The organism is Pseudomonas sp. (assembly GCF_049653025.1).
In the GTDB taxonomy this organism is placed as follows: domain Bacteria; phylum Pseudomonadota; class Gammaproteobacteria; order Pseudomonadales; family Pseudomonadaceae; genus Aquipseudomonas.
Map to the genome: position 1 here is coordinate 36,851 of NZ_JBASFM010000024.1, position 21,724 is coordinate 58,574.

Genomic DNA, 21,724 nt, shown 5'->3' on the forward strand with positions numbered 1-21,724 from the left:
ACTACCGGAAAGGCACCTGATGCTCGGTTCACGCGCCTTGTCAGGGCCATGGCCGCTGGCTAACTTAGTACGTTCGCACCTGTACCCTGCACGCACCATCAGGAAGGCGCGTGCACCGTCCGACTGACCTCCCACCCAGCAAGGAGCCTGCTGCATGCTATCGCGCGCGTTTCGTCCCACGGCCTACCTAAGCCTCGCCGCCGTACTGACTGCGCTTATCGCGCTGAGTGGCTGCCAATCGTTCCTCAACAGCCGCTACAGCGACAGCGTGCCGCCGGACCAGGGCATCGTCCGCGTGCAGGGGCTGGCACAGAGCGTGGTGATCCGGCGCAACCCCATGGGCATGCCGCTGATTGAAACCACCACCTTCCACGACGCCCTGTTTGCCCTCGGCTATGTACATGCCAGTGACCGCCTGAGCCAGATGGTGGGCCTGCGCCTGATGGCCGAAGGCCGCCTGGCCGAAATGGCCGGCCCCGGCGTGCTGGAAATGGACCGTTTCATGCGCGCGGTCAACCTGAAAAAAAGCGCCGATGTGCTCTACAGCAATGCCTCACCGCGCCTGAAACGCTTCTTCGAGGTGTATGCGCGCGGGGTCAATGCCTACCTGTTCCGCTACAAAGACAAGCTGCCGATGGACCTGGCCGAGTCCGGCTATCGCCCGGCCTACTGGAAGGCCGAAGACTCGGTGCTGGTGTTCTGCCTGCTGAACTTCGGCCTGGCGGTCAACCTGCAAGAAGAAATTGCCTCGCTGGTGTTGGCGCAGAAGGTCGGCAGCGAGCAGCTGGCCTGGCTGTTGCCAACCTACCCTGACGAGCCACTGCCGCTTGAGGAGGCTGCCAAACTCAAGGGGCTCGACCTTAATGGCCAGCTGGCCGGCTTGAGTTCGGTGAGCGCCGCCGTCAGCCAGTTTGCCGATGCGCATATGCTCGGCGTCGCGGCATCGAATAACTGGGCCTTCTCGCCACAGCGCAGCCGCAGCGGCAAGAGCCTGCTGGCCAACGACACCCATCTGCCGCTGTCGATGCCCTCGGTGTGGAACTTCGTGCAGATCCGTTCGCCGAAATACCAGGCTGCAGGCGTGTCGATTGCCGGTGTGCCAGCCATTGTCGCCGGTTTCAACGGCAAGCTCGGCTGGGGCATGACCATGGTCATGGGCGATAACCAGGACCTGTTTCTGGAGAAGACCAAACGCCAAGGCGGCCGCCTGCAATACCTGGCCGACGGCAAATGGCTGACGGCGCAAGAGCGCCAGGAAACCTTCTTTATTAAGGGCCAGCGGCCGATCCGCGAAACCATCTATGAAACCCGCCACGGCCCGCTGCTGAACTCGGTGCTGGGCGAGCGCAAACACATGCTGCAACCGCTGCAAGTGAACAGCGGCTACGGCCTGGCCCTGAAAACCACGCAATTTGAGGCGGACGCCACCCTCGACGCATTCTTCAACCTGTCCCGCGCGCAATCGGTCGAACAGGCCTTCGAGGCCACTCGTGAAGTACGCGCCATGCCGCTGAATATCGTCTTCGCCGATGCCCAGCATATTGGCTGGCAAGTCACCGGGCGCTTCCCCAATCGCCGCGCCGGGCTGGGCCTGATGCCATCGCCCGGCTGGGACAGCCAGTATGAGTGGGACGGTTTCGCCGACCCGATGCTGCACCCCTACGACCAGGACCCGCCGCAAGGCTGGCTGGGCACCGCCAACCACCGCACCGTGCCGCGCGGTTATGGCATGCAACTGTCCAACTCGTGGTTCTACCCCGAGCGCGCCGAGCGCATTGCCGAGTTGGCCGCTACCGGCCGGCATGACAGCCAAAGCATGATTGCCATGCAGTACGACCAGACCTCGCCCTTCGTCGCCAAGCTGCAGAACATGTTCAGCGCACCGGGCATGGCCGCCCCGCTGAAGGCGGCCATCGATGCGCTGCCAACCGCCGAGCGTGGCAAAGCCCGTGAAGCGTACGAGCGGCTGATGAAATTCAACGGCAAGATGGCCGCCACCTCCGGCGACGCCGCGCTGTACAGCGCCTTCCTCTATGAAAGTGCACGGCAGACCTTCCTCGACGAACTGGGCCCGGAAACCAACCCGGCCTGGAAAGCCCTAGTGGACACCGCCGACAGCTCCTATTCAGCACAAGCCGACCACTTGCTGGGCCGTGAAGACAGCCCGTTCTGGAATGATCGGCGTACCCCGCAGCAAGAAGCCAAGCCAGCGATCCTCGCCCGCAGCCTGGCCGCGGCCGTGACCTTCAGCGAAGCCGCACTGGGCACCGATCGCAGCGCCTGGCAGTGGGGCAAGCTGCACACCTACAACTGGACCACCGAGACCAGCCAGCTGGCGCAATACATGAGCCCCAGCCAGCACACCAGCATCAACGCCATCAAGGGCTATCTGGACCGCGGCCCCTACCCGGCCGGCGGCGACCACGGCACCCTCAACGTAGCGGCCTACCACTGGGGTCAGGACTTCAACACCTGGCTGATCCCGGCCATGCGCATCGTCGTCGACTTCGGCCGCGAGGAGCCGCTGATCGGCCTCAACAGCTCGGGCCAGTCCGGCAACCCGGCAAGCCCGCACTACGCCGACGGCATCGATGCCTGGCTCAAGGGCCAGTACATGAGCTTCCCCTTCCAGTCGCGCAATCTCGACAAGGCCTATGGCAGCAAGCGCCTGTTGCTGATGCCCGGCAAGTAAGGCCGTTCGATGACCGTTCGTCGGCCGCCACTGAACCAATCCAGTGGCGGCCGCTCTGACAAAGTGGACTTACTCCATAGATCATCATTTAGGGCGCTTTTTAGCGCCCTTTCTTTTATGTCTGCCATCCATGGCAGCCACCCTCCGGGCCATCGCTTCGCGATGTTAAAAATTGCTCCGGGCAATTTTTTGCCGGCAACGCTTTCCGTCTCACAAAGGCATGCAGCTCTAGCGTGCACTTTGCAGCCTGTTCAACGTAAGCTTTGCGCTTTGTCATAACGCTTGATGCCATACCGCCGGGCACTGCTGCCGCGCGAGCGCATAAGCCACCTGTTCTGCTCCCAGTGAGGACTTTGAAATGAGCAACCGCCAAGCCGAAATCGCCGCTGCCCTCGACGTGGTGCCGCCCTTCGCCGACGAAGCGGCGCTGGTCGCGCAAATCAACCAGCGCAAAACCTTTATCAAACAGTGCCTGCAGAACTCCGGCCTGAAGGTGCTGGTACTGGGCATCAGCGGTGGCGTCGACTCGCTGACCGCCGGCCGCCTGGCACAGTTATCGGTGGAAGAGCTGCGTGCGGAAACCGCTGACTCGGCCTATCGCTTTATTGCCGTGCGCCTGCCCCACGGCACCCAGCACGATGAACATGACGCCCAGGCCTCGCTGCAATTTATCCGCGCCGACGAAGAAGACACGGTGAATATCGAAGGCAGCGTGCTGGGCCTCGGCGAGCAGGTGACTCACCTGCAGCAACTGACTGATGCCCGTCGCGACTTCGTCACCGGCAATATCAAGGCACGCATCCGCATGGTCGCCCAGTTCGCCATCGCCAATGCCAACAATGGCCTGGTGATCGGCACCGACCACGCGGCGGAAGCGGTGATGGGTTTCTTCACCAAGTTCGGTGACGGTGCCTGCGACCTGGCTCCGCTGTCTGGCCTGGTCAAAGGCCAGGTGCGGGCCATCGCCAAGCACCTCGGCGCGCCGGACAATCTGGTGTTCAAGGTGCCGACCGCCGATTTGGAAGAGCTGCGTCCCGGTAAGCCGGACGAGGAAGCTCACGGCGTCAGCTACGCCGAAATCGACGCCTTCCTGCACGGCCAGCCCGTACGCGACGAGGCTTACGCAATCATCGTGCGCACTTTTGATGCCACCCGGCACAAGCGCGAGCTTCCCCTAGTGCCTTGAATGCAGGGACAGCAGGCTGAAATGCTCGCAGCAGGCTACGCTTTTTTCAAAGTATCAACCGGGCCACCCGCCCGGGCAGGCCTAAGCCACTCTAGGAAAGGAAGACCATATGTTGCCGAACGCCACACCAGAGCGGGTTTTCTCCCGCACCCTGCTCGACACTCTCATACGTGCGGGCCTGATTGCCGCTCTGGTGGTCGCCTGCTACGAAGTCTTCAGCCCATTCCTCAGTCTGATGTTCTGGGCGCTGATCCTCGCCGTCACCCTCTACCCGCTGCATGGCATGCTCAAACGCCGTATCAGTGGCGGTGAGGGCCGTACCGCGACGCTGCTGGTAGTGATTGCCATCGCCATCCTGCTGGTACCCGCCTACCTGCTCGGTGCCTCACTGACCGAGTCCGTGCAGAGCGCCATCGCCGTCGTCAAGGAAGGCAATCTGCACCTGCCAGCGCCACCCGACACCGTGGCCCAGTGGCCCCTGATCGGCAAACCCCTGCATGCGTTCTGGTCCCAGGCAGCCTCCGACATCAGCAGCGTGTTGCAGCAGGTTGCCCCGCACGTCAAAGACACCGCGCTCGGGCTGCTGGGTAAACTGGCCGGGGCCGGCCTCGGCCTGCTGGCGTTTATCGGCTCGCTGATCATCGCCGGCATCATCATGGCTTATGGCGAGACTGGCCACCGCAGCGCCCAGCGCATCTCCGCGCGCATCGTCGACCCTAGCCGCAGCGATATGCTGGTCGACCTGTGCACCGCCACCATTCGGGCCGTGGCTCAAGGGGTGATCGGCATTGCCTTTATCCAGATGCTGCTGATCGGTTCCGGCTTCATCGTCAAGGGCGTGCCCGGTGCCGGCCTGCTGGCCATAGGGGTATTGGTCATTGGCATCATGCAGCTACCCGCCATGCTGATCATCCTGCCGGTGATCGGCTATGTGTTTTTTGCCGAAGGTGCCACGCTCAGCACCATCGTTTTCGCGATCTACGTCCTCGTCGCCGGGCTCGCCGATAATGTGCTCAAGCCCCTGCTGTTGGGGCGTGGCGTGGATGTACCGATGCCGGTGGTGCTGATCGGTGCCCTGGGCGGCATGGTCACCGGCGGCATCATCGGTCTGTTTATCGGCCCGGTGCTGCTGGCGGTGGGCTACAAGCTGTTCTGGCAATGGGTCGACAACCCTATGGCCACCGGCCAGGCCAGCCCACAGGATGGTGAATAAGCCCCTGCGCTGTTGGGCGCTATTGACTGCGGCCGCCCTCGGCGGCTGCGTACGCCTGGGTCCTGACTTCCAATCGCCCCGGCAGGACTGGGTCGACCACTGGGACAGCAACGCCCTGGCAGCGGCCAGCACGCAACAGACCCAACCGGAGCAGCGACAATGGTGGGCGCAGTTCGACGACCCACTGCTTGATCGCCTGATTGCCGAGGCGGACGTACAGAACCCTAACCTGCGCATCGCTGCCCTGCGCATCCTGGAAGCTCGCGCCCAGCTCGGCATCGCCCGCAGCGGGCGCTACCCGCAGGTGCAGCAGGCCAGCGCCGACGCCTTCTACCTGGATCGCAACCAGTACGACGGTGCCCCCGAACTGGACAGCAGCGCCTGGCAGTACGGCAGCGGTTTCGATATCGGCTGGGAGCTGGACTTCTGGGGCCGCTACAGCCGCGCCATCGAGTCCGCCGATGCCAGCTACTTCGCCGCCCAGGCCAACTACGAGGATGCCCTGGTGCTGCTGCGCACCCAGGTGGCGCAGAGCTACTTCGCCCTGCGCACCGCCGAGGCGCGCCTGGGCATCGCGCGCAACAACGCCAAGCTGCAGAAGCGCAGCCTGGACATCACCGAACGTCTGTTCAACAGCGGCAACAGCGACGAACTCGACCTGCAACAAGCCAAGACCCAGTACCTGGGTACCCTGAGCAGCGTGCCCGAACTGGAAACCCAGGTGGCGCAGACCCGCAACGCTCTGGCGATGCTAATCGGCCAGCCGCCCGGCGGCCTGCCCGAGCTGAATGCAGAAACCGGCCTGGTGCCATTGGTCGACCAGGCCCTGCTCGCCGACGTGCCGGCCAGCCTGCTGCTGCGCCGCCCGGATGTACGCGCCGCCGAACTGCAGGTGGCCGCCCAGTCCGCCCTGATTGGCGTAGCCGAAACCGACCTCTACCCCTCGATCAGCCTACTCGGCACCATTGGCTGGTCGGCCAGCAGCCTGAATGGCAGCCCGCAGACGCTCAACCTCGGTGCCGGCCCAAACCTGACCTGGAACCTGTTCGACCACGGCCGCCTGCGCAACAACGTGCGCGTGCAGGACGCCCGTCTGCAGCAACTGATCGAGGCCTACCGCGACCGCGTACGCCAGGCCGCGCGCGAGGCCGATGACGCGGCCACCGGCCTGACCAAGGCCCTGGAGCGCGAACGCATCCTGCGCGAGGCCTCATTCTCGGCCAAACGCTCGCTGACCCTGGCCAACGCCCAGTACCGCGAGGGCTATTCCGACTTCCAGCGGGTGCTGGACGCCCAGCGCGCCCTGTTCGCCCAACAGGATGGCTACCTGCTGGCACGCAGCGCCGCGCTGAGCAACCTGATCGACCTCTATCGCGCCCTCGGTGGCGGCTGGTACAGCAACCAACCGTTGCTCGACCCAGACACCCGCGAACAGATGCGCCAACGTACCGACTGGGGCGACCTGCTCGACGAGCAACCCGCCCCGCCAGGCAAACACACCATGACCGACCAACCCGCGAACACTCCGGCACCAGCCGCCCAGGCAGATGCACCATGACCGACAAACCCGAGAATGCCCCAGCCGCACCCGCCAAGAGCAAGGATCCAAGCCGCCGTGGCGTACAGGTCGTTCTGGCCGTGATTGGCCTGACCCTGGTCTGGTACCTGCTGGCCGACCGTTTCACCCCCTACACCCAACAGGCGCGAGTGCAGGCCTATGTGGTCGCGGTGGCCCCGGAAGTGGCCGGCCGCGTGAGCCGGGTGCTGGTCGGCAACAACCAAATGATCAAGGCCGGCCAGGTGCTGTTCGAAATCAACCCTGAACCCTACGAGATCGCTGCGGCCAAGGCCCGCGCAGAGCTGCAGAATATGCGCGGCCAGGTCGGTGCCAGCACCGCCGCCATCGACTCCGCCCAGGCGTCGCTGCGCGCCGCCGAAGCCGGCGAACTTGAGGCCCGACAGGACCGCGAGCGCCTGGAACGTTTGTACCGCGAGGATCCCGGCACCATTTCCCTACGCCGCCTGGAAATCTCCCGGGCCAACCTGCAACAGTCCAGCAGCCAGGTGGCCGCGGCCCAGGCTGAGGTGCAGAAGGCCCGCGAAACCGAAGGTGGCAGCGGCGAAGACAACGCCCGCCTGCGCAGCGCCACCGCCGCAGTGGAGCAGGCCGAACTGGACCTGAGCAAGACCCAGGTAAAAGCCGCCTCCGCCGGACTGATCACCGACCTGCGCATCGAAGTGGGCCAGTACGCCGGAGCCGGCAGCCCGCAGATGACCCTGATCGCCCTCAACGACCTGTGGATCAGCGCCGAGATGAGCGAGAACAACCTTGGCCACCTGCAGCCTGGTACGCCGGTAGCCATCGTCCTCGATGCCCGCCCCGGGCATATCTACCGCGGCCGTGTGCGCAGCATCGGCTCCGGCATCAGCGTCGGCCAGGCACCGCCACCCGGCAGCCTGCCGACCGTGGAGAACAACCGCGACTGGCTGCGCGCGGCACAGCGCTTCCCGGTGATCGTCGAGTTCGAGGCCGACGAGCTGGGCGACTACCGCGGCTTGCGCGTTGGCGGCCAGGCCGAAGTAATGGCCTTCCCCAGCGATGGCAACCCGCTGAACCTGCTCGGCCGCGCCTTCCTGCGCGTAATGAGCTGGCTGTCTTTCGCCTACTGATGAACATCTCGGCCGCCGATCCCCGCCACCGTCGCGCCCTGCGCCTGGCCTGCGGTGTGGCCTGCGGCACTGCGCTGGGCTTCGGCCTGGCCCTGCCGCTGCCGTTCCTCACACCCATGCTGGTACTGGTGCTGCTGGCCTCTAGCAATCAGCCACTGAGTGCCAAGGCCGGGCTGGGCCTGGCCCTGGTAGTCACCCTGGCCTGCGGCAGCGGCCTGCTGCTCAGCCCCTTGTTGCGTCATTCACCGGTCAGCGGCGTACTGCTGGTGGCGCTCTGCCTGTTCTTCAGCTTCCGTTTCGCCCTGCGTGGCGGCAACGGCCTGCTCTCGACCTTGCTGGTCGTCGGCCTGACCATGATCTCCGCCGCCGGCACGGCGTCCCTGGCTCTGGGCCAGACGGTGGTCGAGGCGCTGGTCAAGGCGGTGCTGCTAACCACCCTGTGCGTGGCTTTCAGCCACCTACTGTTCCCCGAACCCAGCGGCCTGCCGCCCGCGAGCAAAGACCCGACCATGGACAACGGCCGCTCCAGCTGGATCGCCCTGCGCGCCATGCTGGTGGTGATGCCGGCCTGGCTGCTGGCCCTGATCGACCCCGCCAGCTATATGCCGCTGGTGATGAAGTCGGTCAACCTCGGCCAGCAGGTGTGCAGCACCAGCGCCCGCGACGCCGGCCGCGAACTGCTCGGCTCGACCCTGCTCGGCGGTGCGCTGGCGATGCTCTTCTGGACGCTGCTGAGCATCCTGCCGCAGCTGTGGATGTTTTTTCTGCTGATGCTGCTGTTTATCCTGCTGCTGGCGCGACGGCTCTACCAACTGGTGGCCAATCGGCTGAGCGCAGGCTTCTGGCTCAACGCCTGCACCACCCTGATCATCCTGCTCGGCCAGTCGGTGCAGGACAGCGCGGCCGGCAAGGATGTCTACACCGCCTTTGCCATTCGCATGGGCCTGTTCATCCTGGTCACCCTCTACGCCTGTGCGGCTGTCCATCTGATCGACCAGCGCGCGCAAACGCCAACCAAGGAGAGCCCATGTTCCTGAATCTATTGATCGGCCTGCCGGTGATGATGCTGTGCCTGCTGCTGCAGGCCGTGATGGTCGCCCTCAGCCTGCGCCGCTATGTCGAGTACCGGCACAGCCTCAACCAGCCATCACCAGGCAGCACCATCCTGGTACTGGGCATGGTCATGTTGCTGCTACTGGTCGGCAACTTCCTGCAGATGGCCATCTGGGCCGTGCTGTTCGTCGTGCTCGGCGAATTCGAGAGCTTTGCCCAGGCTCTGTACTTTTCCGGCGTAACCTTTGCCACCGTGGGCTACGGCGACTTCGTCCTCTCGCCACCGCGGCAGCTGCTGAGCCCCATAGAGGCGGCCAATGGCATCCTCATGTTCGGCGTATCCACTGCGGTGATGACCACCGCACTCAACGACGTGGTCAAGCACTACACCCAGCAACAGAAAGACTCCCGGGGATAAACCGCACAAAGCCACCGCAAAGGAAGTGCGGCAGTGGCTGCCCTCGGCTGCTTTGCCGCAGGTGAAACATGAAAAAGCCGGGCAATGCCCGGCTTTTTCATTGACTGAAGTGACTCAAGCCCTGGGCAGGGTCACACCGAGCTGCCCCTGGTACTTGCCACCGCGATCCTTGTAGGACACCTCACAGGCCTCATCGGACTGCAAGAACAGCATCTGCGCCACACCTTCATTGGCGTAGATCTTCGCCGGCAAGGTGGTGGTGTTGGAAAACTCCAGGGTCACGTGACCTTCCCACTCGGGTTCCAGCGGGGTGACATTGACGATGATGCCGCAGCGCGCATAAGTGCTCTTGCCCAGACAGATGGTCAGCACATCGCGGGGAATGCGGAAGAACTCCACGGTGCGCGCCAGGGCGAAGGAGTTCGGCGGAATGATGCAGACATCGCTTTTCACATCGACAAAGCTTTTCTCATCGAAATTCTTCGGGTCGACGGTGGCCGAGTTGATATTGGTGAACACCTTGAACTCGTCGGCACAGCGCACGTCGTAGCCGTAGCTGGAAACACCATAGGAGATCAGGCGCTCGGCCCCTTCGTTGCGCACCTGGCGCTCGACGAAAGGCTCGATCATGCCGTGCTCTTGGGCCATGCGGCGAATCCACTTATCCGATTTGATGCTCATGGCGGGCGTCCTGAATGGGCTAGATGATGAAAAAGTGAACGCATCTTACCGGGCCAGACCGCCGGGTTCAAAGGCTCTTGAGCGAGCGCAGCGCGCAAAACAAGAAAGCGTCAGCCTGTCGCTAAATAACAGAAAGATGCACAGAGCATTCGCGCTTAGCGCTAAAAGCGGGTATGGTGGGCCCACTGTGCTGCATGTGTCACCGCGAATCGCTACTAGATGCCTAGATTTCGATCCAAACATCGTCCGACTCCTAGTACTCGTTGCACTCAGTCCCGGCCTGGGCTATTCCAGGGCTGTTATTACTTTTGTTAGGAGACATTCACATGTCCAATCGTCAAACTGGCACCGTTAAGTGGTTCAACGATGAGAAAGGCTACGGCTTCATCACTCCGCAATCCGGTGACGATCTGTTCGTACACTTCAAAGCTATCCAGAGCGATGGCTTCAAGAGCCTGAAAGAAGGCCAGCAAGTGACTTTCGTGGCCACCCGTGGTCAGAAAGGCATGCAAGCTGAGGAAGTTCAGGTTGTATAACCTGCACTGACCTCGCTTGATAAAAAGCCCCGCCTAGTGCGGGGCTTTTTTATGGGCGCTTATTTATCGGCGCACAGGATGTGGCGCACTTGCGTGCGCCACGGCCAAGTTAGTCTTCGCTGATCACGATGGTCGGCATCGCCTGTTGCGCACCACCCTGGGCGATACGCGCACCGACATTACGTGCAGTTTCCTGGTAGATCATCGCGATCTGGCTTTCCGGATCGGCCACGGTGGTCGGCTTGCCACCATCGGACTGCATGCGAATGGCCATCGACAGCGGCAAAGATGCCAGCAGGTCGACACCAAACTGCGCCGCGAGCTTCTCGCCGCCACCCTCACCGAACAGATGCTCGGCATGCCCACAGTTCGAACAGATGTGTACGGCCATGTTTTCCACCACGCCGAGCACCGGGATATTCACCTTGCGGAACATCTCCACGCCCTTCTTGGCGTCCAGCAGGGCCAGATCCTGCGGCGTGGTGACGATCACCGCGCCGGCCACCGGCACCTTCTGCGCCAGGGTCAGCTGGATATCGCCGGTGCCTGGCGGCATATCGACCACCAGGTAATCCAGGTCATCCCAGGCGGTCTGGGTGATCAGCTGTAACAGCGCGCCAGAAACCATCGGCCCACGCCACACCACCGGAGTGTTCTCGTCGGTGAGAAAGGCCATGGACATCACTTCCACGCCATGAGCCTTGAGCGGCACAAACCACTTCTGCTCCTTCACCTGCGGCCGCGTGCCCTCAGGGATACCGAACATGATGCCCTGGCTCGGCCCATAGATATCCGCATCGAGGATACCGACCTTGGCGCCTTCGCGGGCCAGCGCCAGCGCCAGGTTGGCCGCCGTGGTGGATTTGCCCACCCCGCCTTTGCCGGACGCCACGGCGATCACGTTCTTCACATTGGCCAGCGCCGGCACCTGATCCTGCGCCTTGTGCGCTTCGATCACGCAGTCGACCTGCACCTGCGCACGCTCAACACCGTCGAGCCCTTCCAGGGCCATCTGCAGCATCTGCGCCCAGCCACTCTTGAACAGCCCAGCCGCATAGCCCAACTGCAGACGCACCTTGACCTGCCCACCCTGGATATCCACCTCACGCAGGCAACCGGCGCTAACCGGGTCCTGATTCAGGTGCGGATCGGTGTATTGGGACAAGGCGGCTTCGACCGCTGCGCGGGTAACGACACTCATGGAAGGCTCCGAAAGGCTGAGTAAAGCAGGCAGGCATCTTACCCCAGGCAAACCTCACAGGCGCACACCGGCAGGCATTGCCCGCGCGAGGATGAAAAATATCCGCCGCCCCTATATAGTTGCCGGCTTCCCTGAGTTACCAGTGCAGCCGATTCCCATGAGCCAAACCCGCCAGATTCTCGTTACCAGCGCCCTGCCCTATGCCAACGGTTCGATTCACCTTGGCCATATGCTCGAGTACATCCAGACCGACATGTGGGTGCGCTTCCAGAAGCTGCGCGGTAACCAGGCCATCTACGTCTGCGCCGACGACGCCCATGGCTCGGCGATCATGCTGCGCGCCGAGAAAGAAGGCATCACCCCGGAACAACTGATCGCCAATGTGCAGGCCGAACACACCGCCGACTTCGCCGACTTCGGGGTGAATTTCGACAATTACCACTCGACTCACTCGGATGAAAACCGAGAGCTGTCGGCGGCCATCTACCTGAAGCTGCGCGACGCCGGGCATATCGCCACCCGCTCGGTGACCCAGTACTTTGACCCCGAAAAGGGCATGTTCCTCGCCGACCGCTTTATCAAGGGCACCTGCCCCAAGTGCGCGACCGAAGACCAGTACGGCGACAACTGCGAAAAGTGCGGCGCCACCTACGAGCCCACCGAGCTGAAGAATCCACGCTCGGCGATCTCCGGTGCCGTGCCAGAGCTGCGCGACTCCAAGCACTTCTTCTTCAAGCTGCCGGACTTCGAGGCCATGCTGAAAAGCTGGACCCGTGGCGGCGCATTGCAGGACGCGGTGGCCAACAAGATCGCCGAATGGCTGGATTCCGGCCTGCAGGAATGGGATATCAGCCGCGATGCGCCCTACTTCGGCTTCGAAATCCCCGATGAGCCGGGCAAGTACTTCTACGTCTGGCTGGACGCGCCGATCGGCTATATGGCCAGCTTCAAGAACCTCTGTTCCAAGCGCCCTGAGCTGGACTTCGACGCGTTCTGGAACAAGGATTCGACCGCCGAGCTATACCACTTTATCGGCAAGGACATCGTCAACTTCCACGCCCTGTTCTGGCCAGCCATGCTCGAAGGCGCGGGCCTGCGCAAGCCGACCGCGGTGGCCGTGCACGGCTACCTGACCGTCAACGGGCAGAAGATGTCCAAGTCGCGCGGCACCTTTATCAAGGCGCGCACCTATCTGGATCATCTGAACCCGGAATATCTGCGCTACTACTACGCGGCCAAGCTCGGCCGTGGCGTCGATGACCTGGACCTCAACCTCGAGGACTTCGTACAAAAGGTCAACTCGGACCTGGTCGGCAAGGTGGTGAATATCGCCAGCCGTTGCGCCGGCTTTATCCACAAGGGCAACAACGGCCTGCTGGTAGCTGGCAATGCCGCACCCGAGCTGACTGAAGCCTTCCAGGCCGCCGCACCAAGCATTGCCGAAGCCTACGAGGCCCGCGACTTTGCCCGCGCCATGCGTGAAATCATGGCTCTGGCCGACCGCGCCAACGCCTGGATCGCCGACAAGGCACCCTGGTCCCTGGCCAAACAGGACGGCAAGCAGGACGAAGTGCAGGCCATCTGCGCCCTGGGCGTCAACCTGTTCCGCCAACTGGTGATCTTCCTCAAGCCGGTGCTGCCGCAACTGGCCAGCGACGCCGAAACCTTCCTCAACGTCGCACCGCTGACCTGGAACGATCACCAAACACTGCTGGCCAACCACCAGTTGAACCCGTTCAGCGCCCTGCTGACCCGTATCGAGCCTGCGAAAATCGACGCCATGATCGAAGCCTCCAAAGAAGACCTGGCCGCCAGCGAAGCCCTACCTGCTACTCCAGGCAACGGCGAGCTGACTAAAGACCCACTGGCCGCCGAAATCGCCTTCGACGCCTTTGCCGCGGTCGACCTACGTATCGCCCTGATCGAGAAGTGCGAGTTCGTCGAAGGTGCCGACAAGCTGCTGCGCCTGACCCTGGATATCGGCGATGCCAAGCGCAACGTGTTCAGCGGCATCAAGAGCGCCTACCCAGACCCAAGCAAACTGGAAGGTCGCTTGACCCTGTACGTGGCCAACTTGGCGGCGCGCAAGATGAAGTTCGGTGTCAGCGAAGGCATGGTCCTGGCCGCCGGCCCTGGCGGTGAAGAGATTTACCTGCTCAGCCCGGACAGCGGTGCCAAGCCAGGCCAGCGCGTCAAGTAAGGCGCTGGGCTAGCCTCTTAGCAAGGAACCGCCAAGGCCTGACAACCTTGGCGACGTCTGGTGTAACGGCTTGGCTGCAGTACGCGGCCACATTTTCAGCGACTCGGCCTTAACCCACGCGCATGAGCGAACTTCTTTCCGCCCTGATCGGCGCTGTACTGGTCAACCACCTGCTCCTCGGCCTGCCCGCCGCGGCCGACATGCCGCGCCATGCGCGCATGCAGGCGCTAGGCCCGGCCGGCGCATTGCTGATCCTGTTCGCAGCACCACTGGCCTGGTTGCTGCACAGGCTGCTGCCAGCCGATTTGGGCTATCTGTCACTGATGCTGTTGTTGCCCCTGCTCGCCGGCCTGTCCTGGCTCAGCCTGCTATTGCTCGCGCGGCTGCGCCCGAGCCTGGTGCAACCCGCCGGGCTATGGCCACTGCTGCTGATCAATGGCGCGAGCCTGAGCGCCATGCTGATCAGCCAGGCGCTAGAGAGCTTTGACCTCGCCCTGGCCGTCGGGCTCGCTGCCGGTCTGGGCTTCTGGCTGTTGCTGCAGCTGTTCGCTGACCTGCTCGAACGCGTTGGACAATGCGATGTGCCAATGCCTTTCAGGGGCACACCAATGCTGTTGATCTGCGCCGGCTTGCTGAGCCTGGCCTCCCTTGGTCTTAACGGCCTGGGGCCGATATGAGCGCGCTGATCAGCATCCAGGCCATCGACGCCCTGCTGCCACAAACCCAGTGCGGCAAGTGCGGCCATCCGGGCTGTAAGCCTTACGCTGAGGGCATTGCCCAAGGCGAGGCGATCAACAAATGTCCGCCTGGCGGCAGCGCCACCATTCACGCACTCTCCAAGTTGCTACAGCTACCCGAGCTGCCACTGGAGCTGCCCGCCGTACCGCCGCAGATCGCCCTGATCCGAGAAGCCGAGTGCATCGGCTGCACCAAGTGCATCCAGGCTTGCCCGGTGGACGCCATCGTCGGCGCGGCCAAGCTGATGCACTCGGTAATTACCGACGAATGCACCGGCTGTGAGCTGTGCGTAGCGCCCTGCCCGGTGGACTGCATCGATATCCTGCCACTGACAGGCCAAGCTGCTGAGGCGCAACGCCAACGCGCCGATCAGTTCCGCGGCCGTCACCAGGCCCATCTGGCACGTCTGGCCAGCGACGAGGCACGCCGGTTAGCCGAACGCACGGCACGCGCACAGCTTGCGCCGCCGCCAAGCACTGCCGTGCAAGCGGCACTGCAGCGGGTCAAGGCCCAGCCAGTGCCTGATCAAGAACCCCAGGAACGCTACAAGCGCCTGAAGATCGAAGCCGCCATGGCCAAGGTGGCGCTGAGCAAGGCCGAAAAGCAGCTGGCCAGCCATGGCACCGCCGAGCTGCAGCGCCAGGTCGAAAGCCTGCGCCAGGCCACCGAGCAGGCCCAGCGCGCGCTGGATGCCGCGCAGCCGCCCCAGATCGCAACCCCCAGTGCCGGTGAAGCCGCGCTTAAACAGGCCAAGATCGCCCTGGCCATGCGCCGCGCCGAACTGGGCAAGGCCGAGCGCCTGCAACTGGACGAAAACCAGTTACTGCCACTGCGCCAAGCCCTGGCGAGCGCCGAACAGGCGCTGCACAACGCTGAGGAAGCCTGCGGCAAACCGCTGCCAAACCTGGTACGTACCGATAAAGCGCCGGTGGATTTGCAATTACGCGAGCTGAAAACCGAACAGGCCTACGCCCGCGCCGACCTGCTGCGCTTGGAACGCCGACAGACGGCCGATGCAGCGGCCCTGCAGCAGGCTCGCCAGCGCCTGGCGGATATCGAGCAGCGCCTGCATGACTATCAGTCCCGCTGAACCCACCTTCGACCCACGCCCGAGCCTGCAGCGGGTGTTGCTCGCCTGCCTGCCTGGCGCACTGGCGTTACTCTGGTTCAACGGCGGCGGCCTACTGGTGCAACTGCTGCTGGCCAGCGCCAGTTGCTGCGCCTGTGAGTGGCTGACCCGCGCCCTACGCCGCCAGCCCGCGCCACAGACAGAAAACAGCCTGTTCGCCCTCTCGCCCCTGGCCGAAGGCAGTGGCCTGGTCACGGCGGTGTTGCTGGCCCTGGCGCTACCCAGCTATGCGCCCTGGTGGTTAACCGTCAGCGCGGCAGCCTTCGCCAGCCTGTTCGGCAAATCGCTGTTTGGCGGTTTCGGCCGCAACCCGTTCAACCCGGCGATGCTCGGCTATGCCTTCGCCCTAGTCGCCTTTCCCACACAGATGGTGAATTGGCCCACACCGGGCGGCAGCCACGGACTGCTGGCTGGGTTGCAGCAGATTTTCGGGGCTGGCAGCGGCCTGGCCGACGGCTGGAGCCAGGCCACCGCACTCGACAGCCTCAAGCACAACGACCGCCTGACCATTGACGAGCTGTTCGCCCAGCACGCGGCCTTCGGCGCTGTCGGCGGGCGCGGTACGGAATGGGTCAATCTGGCCTTTCTCGCCGGCGGCCTGTACCTCCTGCAACAGAAGGTGATTCGCTGGCACGCGCCCGTGGGCATGCTCGGCGCGCTGTTTGTGATCAGCCTGCTGTGCTGGAACGGTTCCGGCTCGGACTCCAACGGCTCACCGTTGCTGCACCTGTTCAGTGGCGCGAGCATGCTGGCGGCCTTCTTTATCATCACCGAGCCGGTCAGCGGCGCTGGCAGTGATCGCAGCCGCCTGTACTTTGGCATCGGCGTCGGCCTGCTTACTTATGTGATACGCACCTGGGGCGGTTATCCGGACGGTGTAGCCTTCGCCGTGCTGCTGATAAATCTCTGCGTACCCAGCCTCGAGCGTCTTGCCGCCCTGCGCGGCCGCGGGGCAACGCAATGACCCTGCGCCAGCGCGAGGTATCGACACTGATCCTGCTCGCCCTGCTCGGCGGCGGCCTGCTGGTTGCCGTGCAGCAATTGGCCGCACCACGTATCGAGCAACAACACCAGGCCGCAGCCGAGCGCCGGTTGCTCGACCTGCTGCCCGCTGGCAGCTATGACAACCATCCGCTGAATCAGCCGATTGCCTTGCCAGTCGGCGGCCTGCTCGGCAACCCTACAGCCGAACACGCCTACCAAGCTCGCCTCAATGGACAGCTCAGCGCGGTACTGCTGCCGGTTACGGCCCGCGGCTATGTCGGGCCGATCAAGCTGCTGGTGGCCATCTCGGCAGACGGTCGCCTGCTCAGCAGCAAGGTGTTGCAGCAACAGGAAACGCCGGGACTGGGGGATAAGCTTGAGCGCCAGCGCAGCCCTTGGCTGCAAGGCTTCGATGGCAAATCCCTGAGCGATGATGCCGCCAGCTGGACGCTGCGCTCCGAGGCTGGCGAGGTTGACCAGATCGCAGGGGCCACGGTGACCTCCCGGGCGGCGGCAGATGCGTTGCAACGCGCCCTGCGCTTCTTCGACCAGCAGCGTGATTACCTGCTCAAGGCGCAGCAACCATGAACAAGTCGCACAGTGTGATTGCCCTGAGCGGCCTGGTAGCGCTGCTGGGTGGCACCGATCTGCTGATCAAAGCCATCAGTGTCGGCCTGCTCGGCCTCATCCTTCTCATCCTGTGCGGTTTGCTACTCGCCCCGCTGCGGCGCGTACTGCAAAGCAACGCCTTGCTGCTCGCCGCCCTACTTATCGGCGGTGTACTGGTAAGCGTCGCCGCAGTGCTGCTGCAACTACTCAGCGCCGAGCTGTACGCCAGCCTCGCCCTGTGCCTCCCGCTCTTGCTCCTACCATGCCTGGTGCTGGCTCTGGACCCACGCGCTACAGCGCTTGGCGGCCTGAAACCCGGGCTGATCTTCGCCGCTCTGGCGTTGCTGCTCGGCCTGCTGCGCGAGGGTTTTGGCCAGGCCACGCTATTGCACCATGCCGACTGGCTGTTCGGCCCGACGGCGACCGGCTGGCAACTGTCGCTGGCCAGCCTCAACGGCGTCCAGCTGCTGACGCTGGCACCCGGAGCCCTTATCCTGCTCGGCCTGCTACTGGCAGCCGCGAGCTTCTTTCACCACGACGAGCGACCATGAACGCCGCTAAACGCTACGAGATCTTCCGCCGCCTGCGTGAAGACAACCCCGAGCCGAAGACCGAGCTGGCCTACAACTCGCCCTTCGAGCTGCTGATCGCGGTCATCCTCTCGGCCCAGGCCACCGATGTCAGCGTCAACAAGGCCACCGCCAAGCTCTACCCCGTGGCCAACACACCGGAGGCCATCCATGCCCTGGGCGTGGATGGCTTGAGCGAATACATCAAGACCATCGGCCTGTACAACAGCAAGGCGAAGAACGTTATCGAAACCTGCCGACTGCTGGTCGAATTGCACGGCAGCCAGGTGCCGCAGACTCGCGAGGCACTGGAAGCCCTGCCGGGGGTCGGTCGTAAGACCGCCAACGTGGTGCTCAATACGGCGTTTCGTCAGCCGACCATGGCGGTGGATACGCATATTTTCCGCGTCAGCAACCGCACCGGCCTGGCCCCCGGCAAGAACGTGGTTGAGGTGGAAAAGCAGTTGTTGAAGTTTGTGCCCAAGGAGTTTCTGCTGGATTCACACCACTGGCTGATCCTGCATGGCCGCTATGTCTGCCAGGCGCGCAAGCCGCGTTGCGGCAGTTGCCGGATCGAAGACCTGTGCGATTACAAGGAGAAAAACTCCGACGATTGAGCGGCTATTCAGTAAATAGATCATCTGATTGAAAAAATCTTTTTTACCCGCTCTGGTTTTGTCGCTATAAGGTGCGCAAATGGCCCTTGTAGCCAGGAGTGAAGCAGATGAGCACTGATAAAGAAGATCTTGAGCTCGATGAAGAATTTGTCGCTGAAGAAGCTGACGACGCCGAAGCCCCGGTAGAGGTTGCCAAAACCAACCTGACCAAGCGCCGCATCATCGACAACTTCCTCGAAGAGCGTCGTTTGCACAAGCAATTGGCCGAATACGACTTCGACCTCTAAGCCTCAATCCAACTAAAAAGCCCCGCTATTGCGGGGCTTTTTAGTGGCTAAATGTTCTTCAACTGGCCGCCAGCAGGCTGCGCTTCGCACATTTGTTGGCGTACATGGCGGCATCGGCTTGGGTCAGCAAATGCTCCAGGCTTTCGTCGGTTTGCAGCGAAGACTCGGCAATCCCGACACTCAGCGACAACGGCCGGCCGCTACGGCGGCGAAACTCATCCAGCGCCTTGTCCAGACGCTGCAGCACGTCTTCGCTGCTGTTGTAATGACAGGCCAGCACCACGAACTCGTCACCGCCCAGGCGACACACCACATCGGTGGAACGGAACAGCGACTTGAGCACCTGGGCTGCGTCGATCAACATGCGATCGCCCGCCGCGTGACCAAAGCGGTCGTTGGCTTGCTTGAGGTAATCCAGGTCGGCATACAGCAGCAGGCTACGCCCCAGCCGGCGCTGCGCCGACTCTAGCTCGCGCTCGGCCAGCAACAGAAAGCCGCGCCGGTTGTACAACCCGGTCAGCTCATCGGTCAGCGACATTTGACGTACCGCCTGCTCGGCCTGCTCGCGCACCGCCATCTCATCCTGCAGTCGCTGGTTGGCCTCGGCCAGTTGCGCAGTGCGTTCCTCGACCCGCTGCTCCAGCTCGGCATACACCTGTACGTTTTCCAGAGCGACCGAGGTGGAATCCGCCAAGGCCTGGAGCATCTCGATCTGCTCTGCACTGGCCCGATACTGGCTGGCCCAGTAAGTGCCGATCGCCCCTATGGGTTCGAGCGCACGAATCGGCACCATGACCAGGCTTTTGACGAAGGTCGGTCGGTAGGCCGCGTGGGGAATACGCGCATCCTGGTAGATATCCTCGATCACCGTGGCCTGGCGATTGAGCATGGCCCAACCGCTGATGCAGGCCTGCAGAGGGAAACGCTGACCTTTCCACAGCGGGCTGATGGCGTCCTCGTCCTTGTAGAAGCACTGTTCGCCATCGCGCAATACAAAGGTGGCACCGTCGGCACCGACCAACTCACGCGCCGCATGGCGGACGATGTCTGCCACTGCATCCAGGCTTCTGGCCATGGATAACTCCTGCACAGCCTGGATAAGTCGCTGTGCATAGTCAGGATTAGCCATGGAGCACCTCGCGCGGCCGAGCGAAACAGCCATTGAGCTTGTAAGCCATTACTTACAAAGATAGCAGCTGTCAGTCAGCACGCGAAGGCGATAGAAGCTCGATTTTGTAACCGTCCGGATCTTCAACAAAGGCCAGAATACTGGTGCCGTGTTTCATCGGGCCCGGCTCACGGGTGATCTTGCCGCCACGGGCGCGAATGTCTTCGCAGGCCTTGTACACATCGCCAACTTCCAGGGCGATATGGCCATAACCGCTGCCCAGCTCGTAGCTCTCCACGCCCCAGTTGTGGGTCAGTTCGATCACGCTGTTATGCGCCTCATCGCCGTAACCGACGAACGCCAGGGTGAACTGCCCTTCCGGATAGTCCTTGCGCCGAAGCAGGGTCATGCCAAGCACTTCGGTATAGAACGCGATGGATTTGTCCATATCGCCGACGCGCAGCATGGTGTGCAGCAGTCTCATCAAATCTCTCCTTTTCAGGCTTATAAATACAAACCCCGGCTTATGGCCGGGGTTTGTTGTGGCTCAGGTGCTCAAGTCTATCAGAGCATCTTGCGCCCTTTACCCGCCGCGATACGCATGCGCAGAGCGTTGAGCTTGATAAAACCACCGGCGTCAGCCTGGTTGTACGCACCGCCATCTTCTTCGAAGGTGGCAATATTGGCGTCGAACAGCGAGTCATCGGACTTGCGCCCGGTGATGATCACGTTGCCCTTGTACAGCTTCATGCGTACCACGCCGTTCACGTTGGCCTGGGAGGCGTCGATCATCTGTTGCAGCATCAGACGCTCAGGACTCCACCAAAAGCCGTTGTAGATCAGGCTGGCGTATTTCGGCATCAGCTCGTCTTTCAGGTGAGCGACTTCACGGTCCAGGGTGATCGACTCAATGGCGCGGTGGCCCTTGAGCATGATGGTGCCGCCCGGGGTCTCGTAGCAGCCACGGGACTTCATACCGACGAAGCGGTTCTCGACGATGTCCAGACGACCGATGCCGTTCGCGCCGCCGATGCGGTTCAGTTCAGCCAGCACGGTGGCCGGGCTCATTTCCTTGCCGTCGATGGCAACGATGTCGCCCTTGCGATAGGTCAGCTCGATATAGGTCGGAGTGTCCGGCGCAGTCTCCGGCGACTTGGTCCAACGCCACATGTCTTCTTCGTGCTCGGTCCAGGTGTCTTCCAGCACGCCGCCTTCATAGGAGATGTGCAGCAGGTTGGCATCCATGGAGTATGGCGACTTCTTCTTGCCGTGCCGCTCGATCGGGATGGCGTGCTTTTCGGCGTAGTCCATCAGCTTCTCGCGCGACAGCAAATCCCACTCGCGCCACGGGGCAATCACTTTCACGCCGGGCTTGAGTGCGTAGGCACCCAGCTCGAAACGCACCTGGTCGTTGCCTTTGCCGGTGGCCCCGTGGGAGATGGCATCGGCACCGGTTTCGTTGGCGATTTCGATCAGACGCTTAGCGATCAGCGGGCGGGCAATCGAGGTGCCCAGCAGGTATTCGCCTTCGTAAACGGTGTTGGCGCGGAACATCGGGTAGACGAAGTCGCGCACGAACTCTTCGCGCAGGTCGTCGATGTAGATTTCCTTGACGCCCATGGCCTTGGCCTTGGCGCGTGCCGGCTCGACTTCCTCACCCTGGCCAAGGTCAGCGGTGAAGGTCACCACTTCGCAGTTATAGGTATCTTGCAGCCACTTGAGAATCACCGAAGTGTCCAGGCCACCGGAATATGCCAGGACTACCTTGTTTACGTCGGCCATGCCATCAACTCCACGGGGTTGTGCGGGAAAACCGACGATTCTACTGCCCAC

At 62.8% G+C, this 21,724-nt stretch carries 21 protein-coding genes; 16 read left to right on the forward strand and 5 right to left on the reverse strand.

Annotated features, from left to right (window positions below; all coding sequences use genetic code 11):
- Positions 1-154: 154 nt before the first annotated feature.
- From WBK23_RS19165 to WBK23_RS19195, 7 genes are all read left to right on the forward strand, one after another.
- A complete protein-coding gene (locus tag WBK23_RS19165) occupies positions 155-2,692 on the forward strand; it encodes a penicillin acylase family protein (protein ID WP_424485522.1) in 2,538 nt (845 codons plus the stop codon).
- A gap of 358 nt (positions 2,693-3,050) precedes the next feature.
- The gene (nadE, locus tag WBK23_RS19170; RefSeq protein WP_424485523.1) at positions 3,051-3,878 is read left to right on the forward strand and encodes an ammonia-dependent NAD(+) synthetase; all 828 of its coding nucleotides are present in this window, start codon (positions 3,051-3,053) and stop codon (positions 3,876-3,878) included.
- 109 nt (positions 3,879-3,987) lie between these two features.
- Positions 3,988-5,091 (forward strand): AI-2E family transporter, encoded by a 1,104-nt coding sequence (locus WBK23_RS19175; RefSeq protein ID WP_424485524.1) that lies wholly within the window; start codon positions 3,988-3,990, stop codon positions 5,089-5,091.
- A complete protein-coding gene (locus WBK23_RS19180; RefSeq protein ID WP_424485525.1) occupies positions 5,081-6,649 on the forward strand; it encodes an efflux transporter outer membrane subunit in 1,569 nt (522 codons plus the stop codon). Before WBK23_RS19175 ends, WBK23_RS19180 begins: the two co-directional genes overlap by 11 nt.
- Positions 6,646-7,761, forward strand: coding sequence for an HlyD family secretion protein (locus WBK23_RS19185; protein WP_424485526.1), 1,116 nt, complete (start codon positions 6,646-6,648; stop codon positions 7,759-7,761). Before WBK23_RS19180 ends, WBK23_RS19185 begins: the two co-directional genes overlap by 4 nt.
- A complete protein-coding gene (locus WBK23_RS19190; protein ID WP_424485527.1) occupies positions 7,761-8,798 on the forward strand; it encodes a DUF2955 domain-containing protein in 1,038 nt (345 codons plus the stop codon). Before WBK23_RS19185 ends, WBK23_RS19190 begins: the two co-directional genes overlap by 1 nt.
- Complete coding sequence (locus WBK23_RS19195; protein WP_424485528.1) at positions 8,789-9,232, forward strand: potassium channel family protein; 444 nt, start codon at positions 8,789-8,791, stop codon at positions 9,230-9,232. Before WBK23_RS19190 ends, WBK23_RS19195 begins: the two co-directional genes overlap by 10 nt.
- Positions 9,233-9,346: 114 nt before the next feature.
- Here WBK23_RS19195 and dcd read toward each other — a convergent pair whose 3' ends face one another.
- Complete coding sequence (dcd, locus tag WBK23_RS19200; protein WP_108488079.1) at positions 9,347-9,913, reverse strand: dCTP deaminase; 567 nt, start codon at positions 9,911-9,913, stop codon at positions 9,347-9,349.
- Positions 9,914-10,239: 326 nt separating this feature from the next.
- Here dcd and WBK23_RS19205 point away from each other — a divergent pair, with 326 nt between their 5' ends.
- Positions 10,240-10,449 (forward strand): cold-shock protein, encoded by a 210-nt coding sequence (locus WBK23_RS19205; RefSeq protein ID WP_004423761.1) that lies wholly within the window; start codon positions 10,240-10,242, stop codon positions 10,447-10,449.
- A 109-nt stretch (positions 10,450-10,558) separates the two neighbouring features.
- Here the strand turns inward: WBK23_RS19205 and apbC are convergent, their stop codons facing one another.
- Entirely contained in the window at positions 10,559-11,650 is a 1,092-nt protein-coding gene (apbC, locus tag WBK23_RS19210; RefSeq protein ID WP_424485529.1) for an iron-sulfur cluster carrier protein ApbC, read from the reverse strand.
- Between the two features lie 157 nt (positions 11,651-11,807).
- Between apbC and metG the strand changes: the two genes are divergently transcribed.
- The 8 genes from metG to WBK23_RS19250 all read left to right on the forward strand — a co-directional run bounded on the left by metG (position 11,808) and on the right by WBK23_RS19250 (position 18,783).
- A complete protein-coding gene (gene metG / locus WBK23_RS19215; RefSeq protein WP_424485530.1) occupies positions 11,808-13,850 on the forward strand; it encodes a methionine--tRNA ligase in 2,043 nt (680 codons plus the stop codon).
- 122 nt (positions 13,851-13,972) lie between these two features.
- Positions 13,973-14,527, forward strand: a complete 555-nt coding sequence (locus tag WBK23_RS19220; RefSeq protein ID WP_424485531.1) for an Rnf-Nqr domain containing protein — start codon at positions 13,973-13,975, stop codon at positions 14,525-14,527.
- Positions 14,524-15,678 (forward strand): RnfABCDGE type electron transport complex subunit B, encoded by a 1,155-nt coding sequence (locus WBK23_RS19225; RefSeq protein ID WP_424485532.1) that lies wholly within the window; start codon positions 14,524-14,526, stop codon positions 15,676-15,678. The genes WBK23_RS19220 and WBK23_RS19225 overlap by 4 nt, the downstream gene beginning before the upstream one ends.
- Positions 15,659-16,681: an RnfABCDGE type electron transport complex subunit D gene (locus WBK23_RS19230; RefSeq protein ID WP_424485533.1), complete on the forward strand. Its 1,023-nt coding sequence runs from the start codon at positions 15,659-15,661 to the stop codon at positions 16,679-16,681. Before WBK23_RS19225 ends, WBK23_RS19230 begins: the two co-directional genes overlap by 20 nt.
- Positions 16,678-17,289 (forward strand): RnfABCDGE type electron transport complex subunit G, encoded by a 612-nt coding sequence (locus tag WBK23_RS19235; protein WP_424485534.1) that lies wholly within the window; start codon positions 16,678-16,680, stop codon positions 17,287-17,289. Before WBK23_RS19230 ends, WBK23_RS19235 begins: the two co-directional genes overlap by 4 nt.
- Positions 17,286-17,861: an Rnf-Nqr domain containing protein gene (locus tag WBK23_RS19240; RefSeq protein ID WP_424485535.1), complete on the forward strand. Its 576-nt coding sequence runs from the start codon at positions 17,286-17,288 to the stop codon at positions 17,859-17,861. Before WBK23_RS19235 ends, WBK23_RS19240 begins: the two co-directional genes overlap by 4 nt.
- Positions 17,858-18,496 (forward strand): endonuclease III, encoded by a 639-nt coding sequence (gene nth / locus WBK23_RS19245; protein ID WP_424485536.1) that lies wholly within the window; start codon positions 17,858-17,860, stop codon positions 18,494-18,496. Before WBK23_RS19240 ends, nth begins: the two co-directional genes overlap by 4 nt.
- A 107-nt stretch (positions 18,497-18,603) precedes the next feature.
- The gene (locus WBK23_RS19250) at positions 18,604-18,783 is read left to right on the forward strand and encodes a PA3496 family putative envelope integrity protein (protein WP_424485537.1); all 180 of its coding nucleotides are present in this window, start codon (positions 18,604-18,606) and stop codon (positions 18,781-18,783) included.
- Between the two features lie 58 nt (positions 18,784-18,841).
- Here WBK23_RS19250 and WBK23_RS19255 read toward each other — a convergent pair whose 3' ends face one another.
- The 3 genes from WBK23_RS19255 to WBK23_RS19265 form a co-directional block, all read right to left on the reverse strand.
- On the reverse strand, positions 18,842-19,858 hold the full coding sequence (locus tag WBK23_RS19255) for a GGDEF domain-containing protein (RefSeq protein WP_424485538.1): 1,017 nt from the start codon (positions 19,856-19,858) through the stop codon (positions 18,842-18,844).
- A 124-nt stretch (positions 19,859-19,982) separates the two neighbouring features.
- The gene (gene gloA / locus WBK23_RS19260) at positions 19,983-20,375 is read right to left on the reverse strand and encodes a lactoylglutathione lyase (protein ID WP_424485539.1); all 393 of its coding nucleotides are present in this window, start codon (positions 20,373-20,375) and stop codon (positions 19,983-19,985) included.
- 80 nt (positions 20,376-20,455) lie between these two features.
- On the reverse strand, positions 20,456-21,673 hold the full coding sequence (locus WBK23_RS19265; protein ID WP_424485540.1) for an argininosuccinate synthase: 1,218 nt from the start codon (positions 21,671-21,673) through the stop codon (positions 20,456-20,458).
- Positions 21,674-21,724 lie beyond the last annotated feature (51 nt).

What these genes read in the sequence shown, in the direction of transcription:
- WBK23_RS19165 (WP_424485522.1), top strand. Translation starts at nt 155, where the DNA reads ATGCTATCGCGCGCGTTTCGTCCCACGGCCTACCTAAGCCTCGCCGCC.
- nadE (WP_424485523.1), top strand. Translation starts at nt 3,051, where the DNA reads ATGAGCAACCGCCAAGCCGAAATCGCCGCTGCCCTCGACGTGGTGCCG.
- WBK23_RS19175 (WP_424485524.1), top strand. Translation starts at nt 3,988, where the DNA reads ATGTTGCCGAACGCCACACCAGAGCGGGTTTTCTCCCGCACCCTGCTC.
- WBK23_RS19180 (WP_424485525.1), top strand. Translation starts at nt 5,081, where the DNA reads ATGGTGAATAAGCCCCTGCGCTGTTGGGCGCTATTGACTGCGGCCGCC.
- WBK23_RS19185 (WP_424485526.1), top strand. Translation starts at nt 6,646, where the DNA reads ATGACCGACAAACCCGAGAATGCCCCAGCCGCACCCGCCAAGAGCAAG.
- WBK23_RS19190 (WP_424485527.1), top strand. Translation starts at nt 7,761, where the DNA reads ATGAACATCTCGGCCGCCGATCCCCGCCACCGTCGCGCCCTGCGCCTG.
- WBK23_RS19195 (WP_424485528.1), top strand. Translation starts at nt 8,789, where the DNA reads ATGTTCCTGAATCTATTGATCGGCCTGCCGGTGATGATGCTGTGCCTG.
- dcd (WP_108488079.1), bottom strand. Translation starts at nt 9,913, where the DNA reads ATGAGCATCAAATCGGATAAGTGGATTCGCCGCATGGCCCAAGAGCAC.
- WBK23_RS19205 (WP_004423761.1), top strand. Translation starts at nt 10,240, where the DNA reads ATGTCCAATCGTCAAACTGGCACCGTTAAGTGGTTCAACGATGAGAAA.
- apbC (WP_424485529.1), bottom strand. Translation starts at nt 11,650, where the DNA reads ATGAGTGTCGTTACCCGCGCAGCGGTCGAAGCCGCCTTGTCCCAATAC.
- metG (WP_424485530.1), top strand. Translation starts at nt 11,808, where the DNA reads ATGAGCCAAACCCGCCAGATTCTCGTTACCAGCGCCCTGCCCTATGCC.
- WBK23_RS19220 (WP_424485531.1), top strand. Translation starts at nt 13,973, where the DNA reads ATGAGCGAACTTCTTTCCGCCCTGATCGGCGCTGTACTGGTCAACCAC.
- WBK23_RS19225 (WP_424485532.1), top strand. Translation starts at nt 14,524, where the DNA reads ATGAGCGCGCTGATCAGCATCCAGGCCATCGACGCCCTGCTGCCACAA.
- WBK23_RS19230 (WP_424485533.1), top strand. Translation starts at nt 15,659, where the DNA reads ATGACTATCAGTCCCGCTGAACCCACCTTCGACCCACGCCCGAGCCTG.
- WBK23_RS19235 (WP_424485534.1), top strand. Translation starts at nt 16,678, where the DNA reads ATGACCCTGCGCCAGCGCGAGGTATCGACACTGATCCTGCTCGCCCTG.
- WBK23_RS19240 (WP_424485535.1), top strand. Translation starts at nt 17,286, where the DNA reads ATGAACAAGTCGCACAGTGTGATTGCCCTGAGCGGCCTGGTAGCGCTG.
- nth (WP_424485536.1), top strand. Translation starts at nt 17,858, where the DNA reads ATGAACGCCGCTAAACGCTACGAGATCTTCCGCCGCCTGCGTGAAGAC.
- WBK23_RS19250 (WP_424485537.1), top strand. Translation starts at nt 18,604, where the DNA reads ATGAGCACTGATAAAGAAGATCTTGAGCTCGATGAAGAATTTGTCGCT.
- WBK23_RS19255 (WP_424485538.1), bottom strand. Translation starts at nt 19,858, where the DNA reads ATGGCCAGAAGCCTGGATGCAGTGGCAGACATCGTCCGCCATGCGGCG.
- gloA (WP_424485539.1), bottom strand. Translation starts at nt 20,375, where the DNA reads ATGAGACTGCTGCACACCATGCTGCGCGTCGGCGATATGGACAAATCC.
- WBK23_RS19265 (WP_424485540.1), bottom strand. Translation starts at nt 21,673, where the DNA reads ATGGCCGACGTAAACAAGGTAGTCCTGGCATATTCCGGTGGCCTGGAC.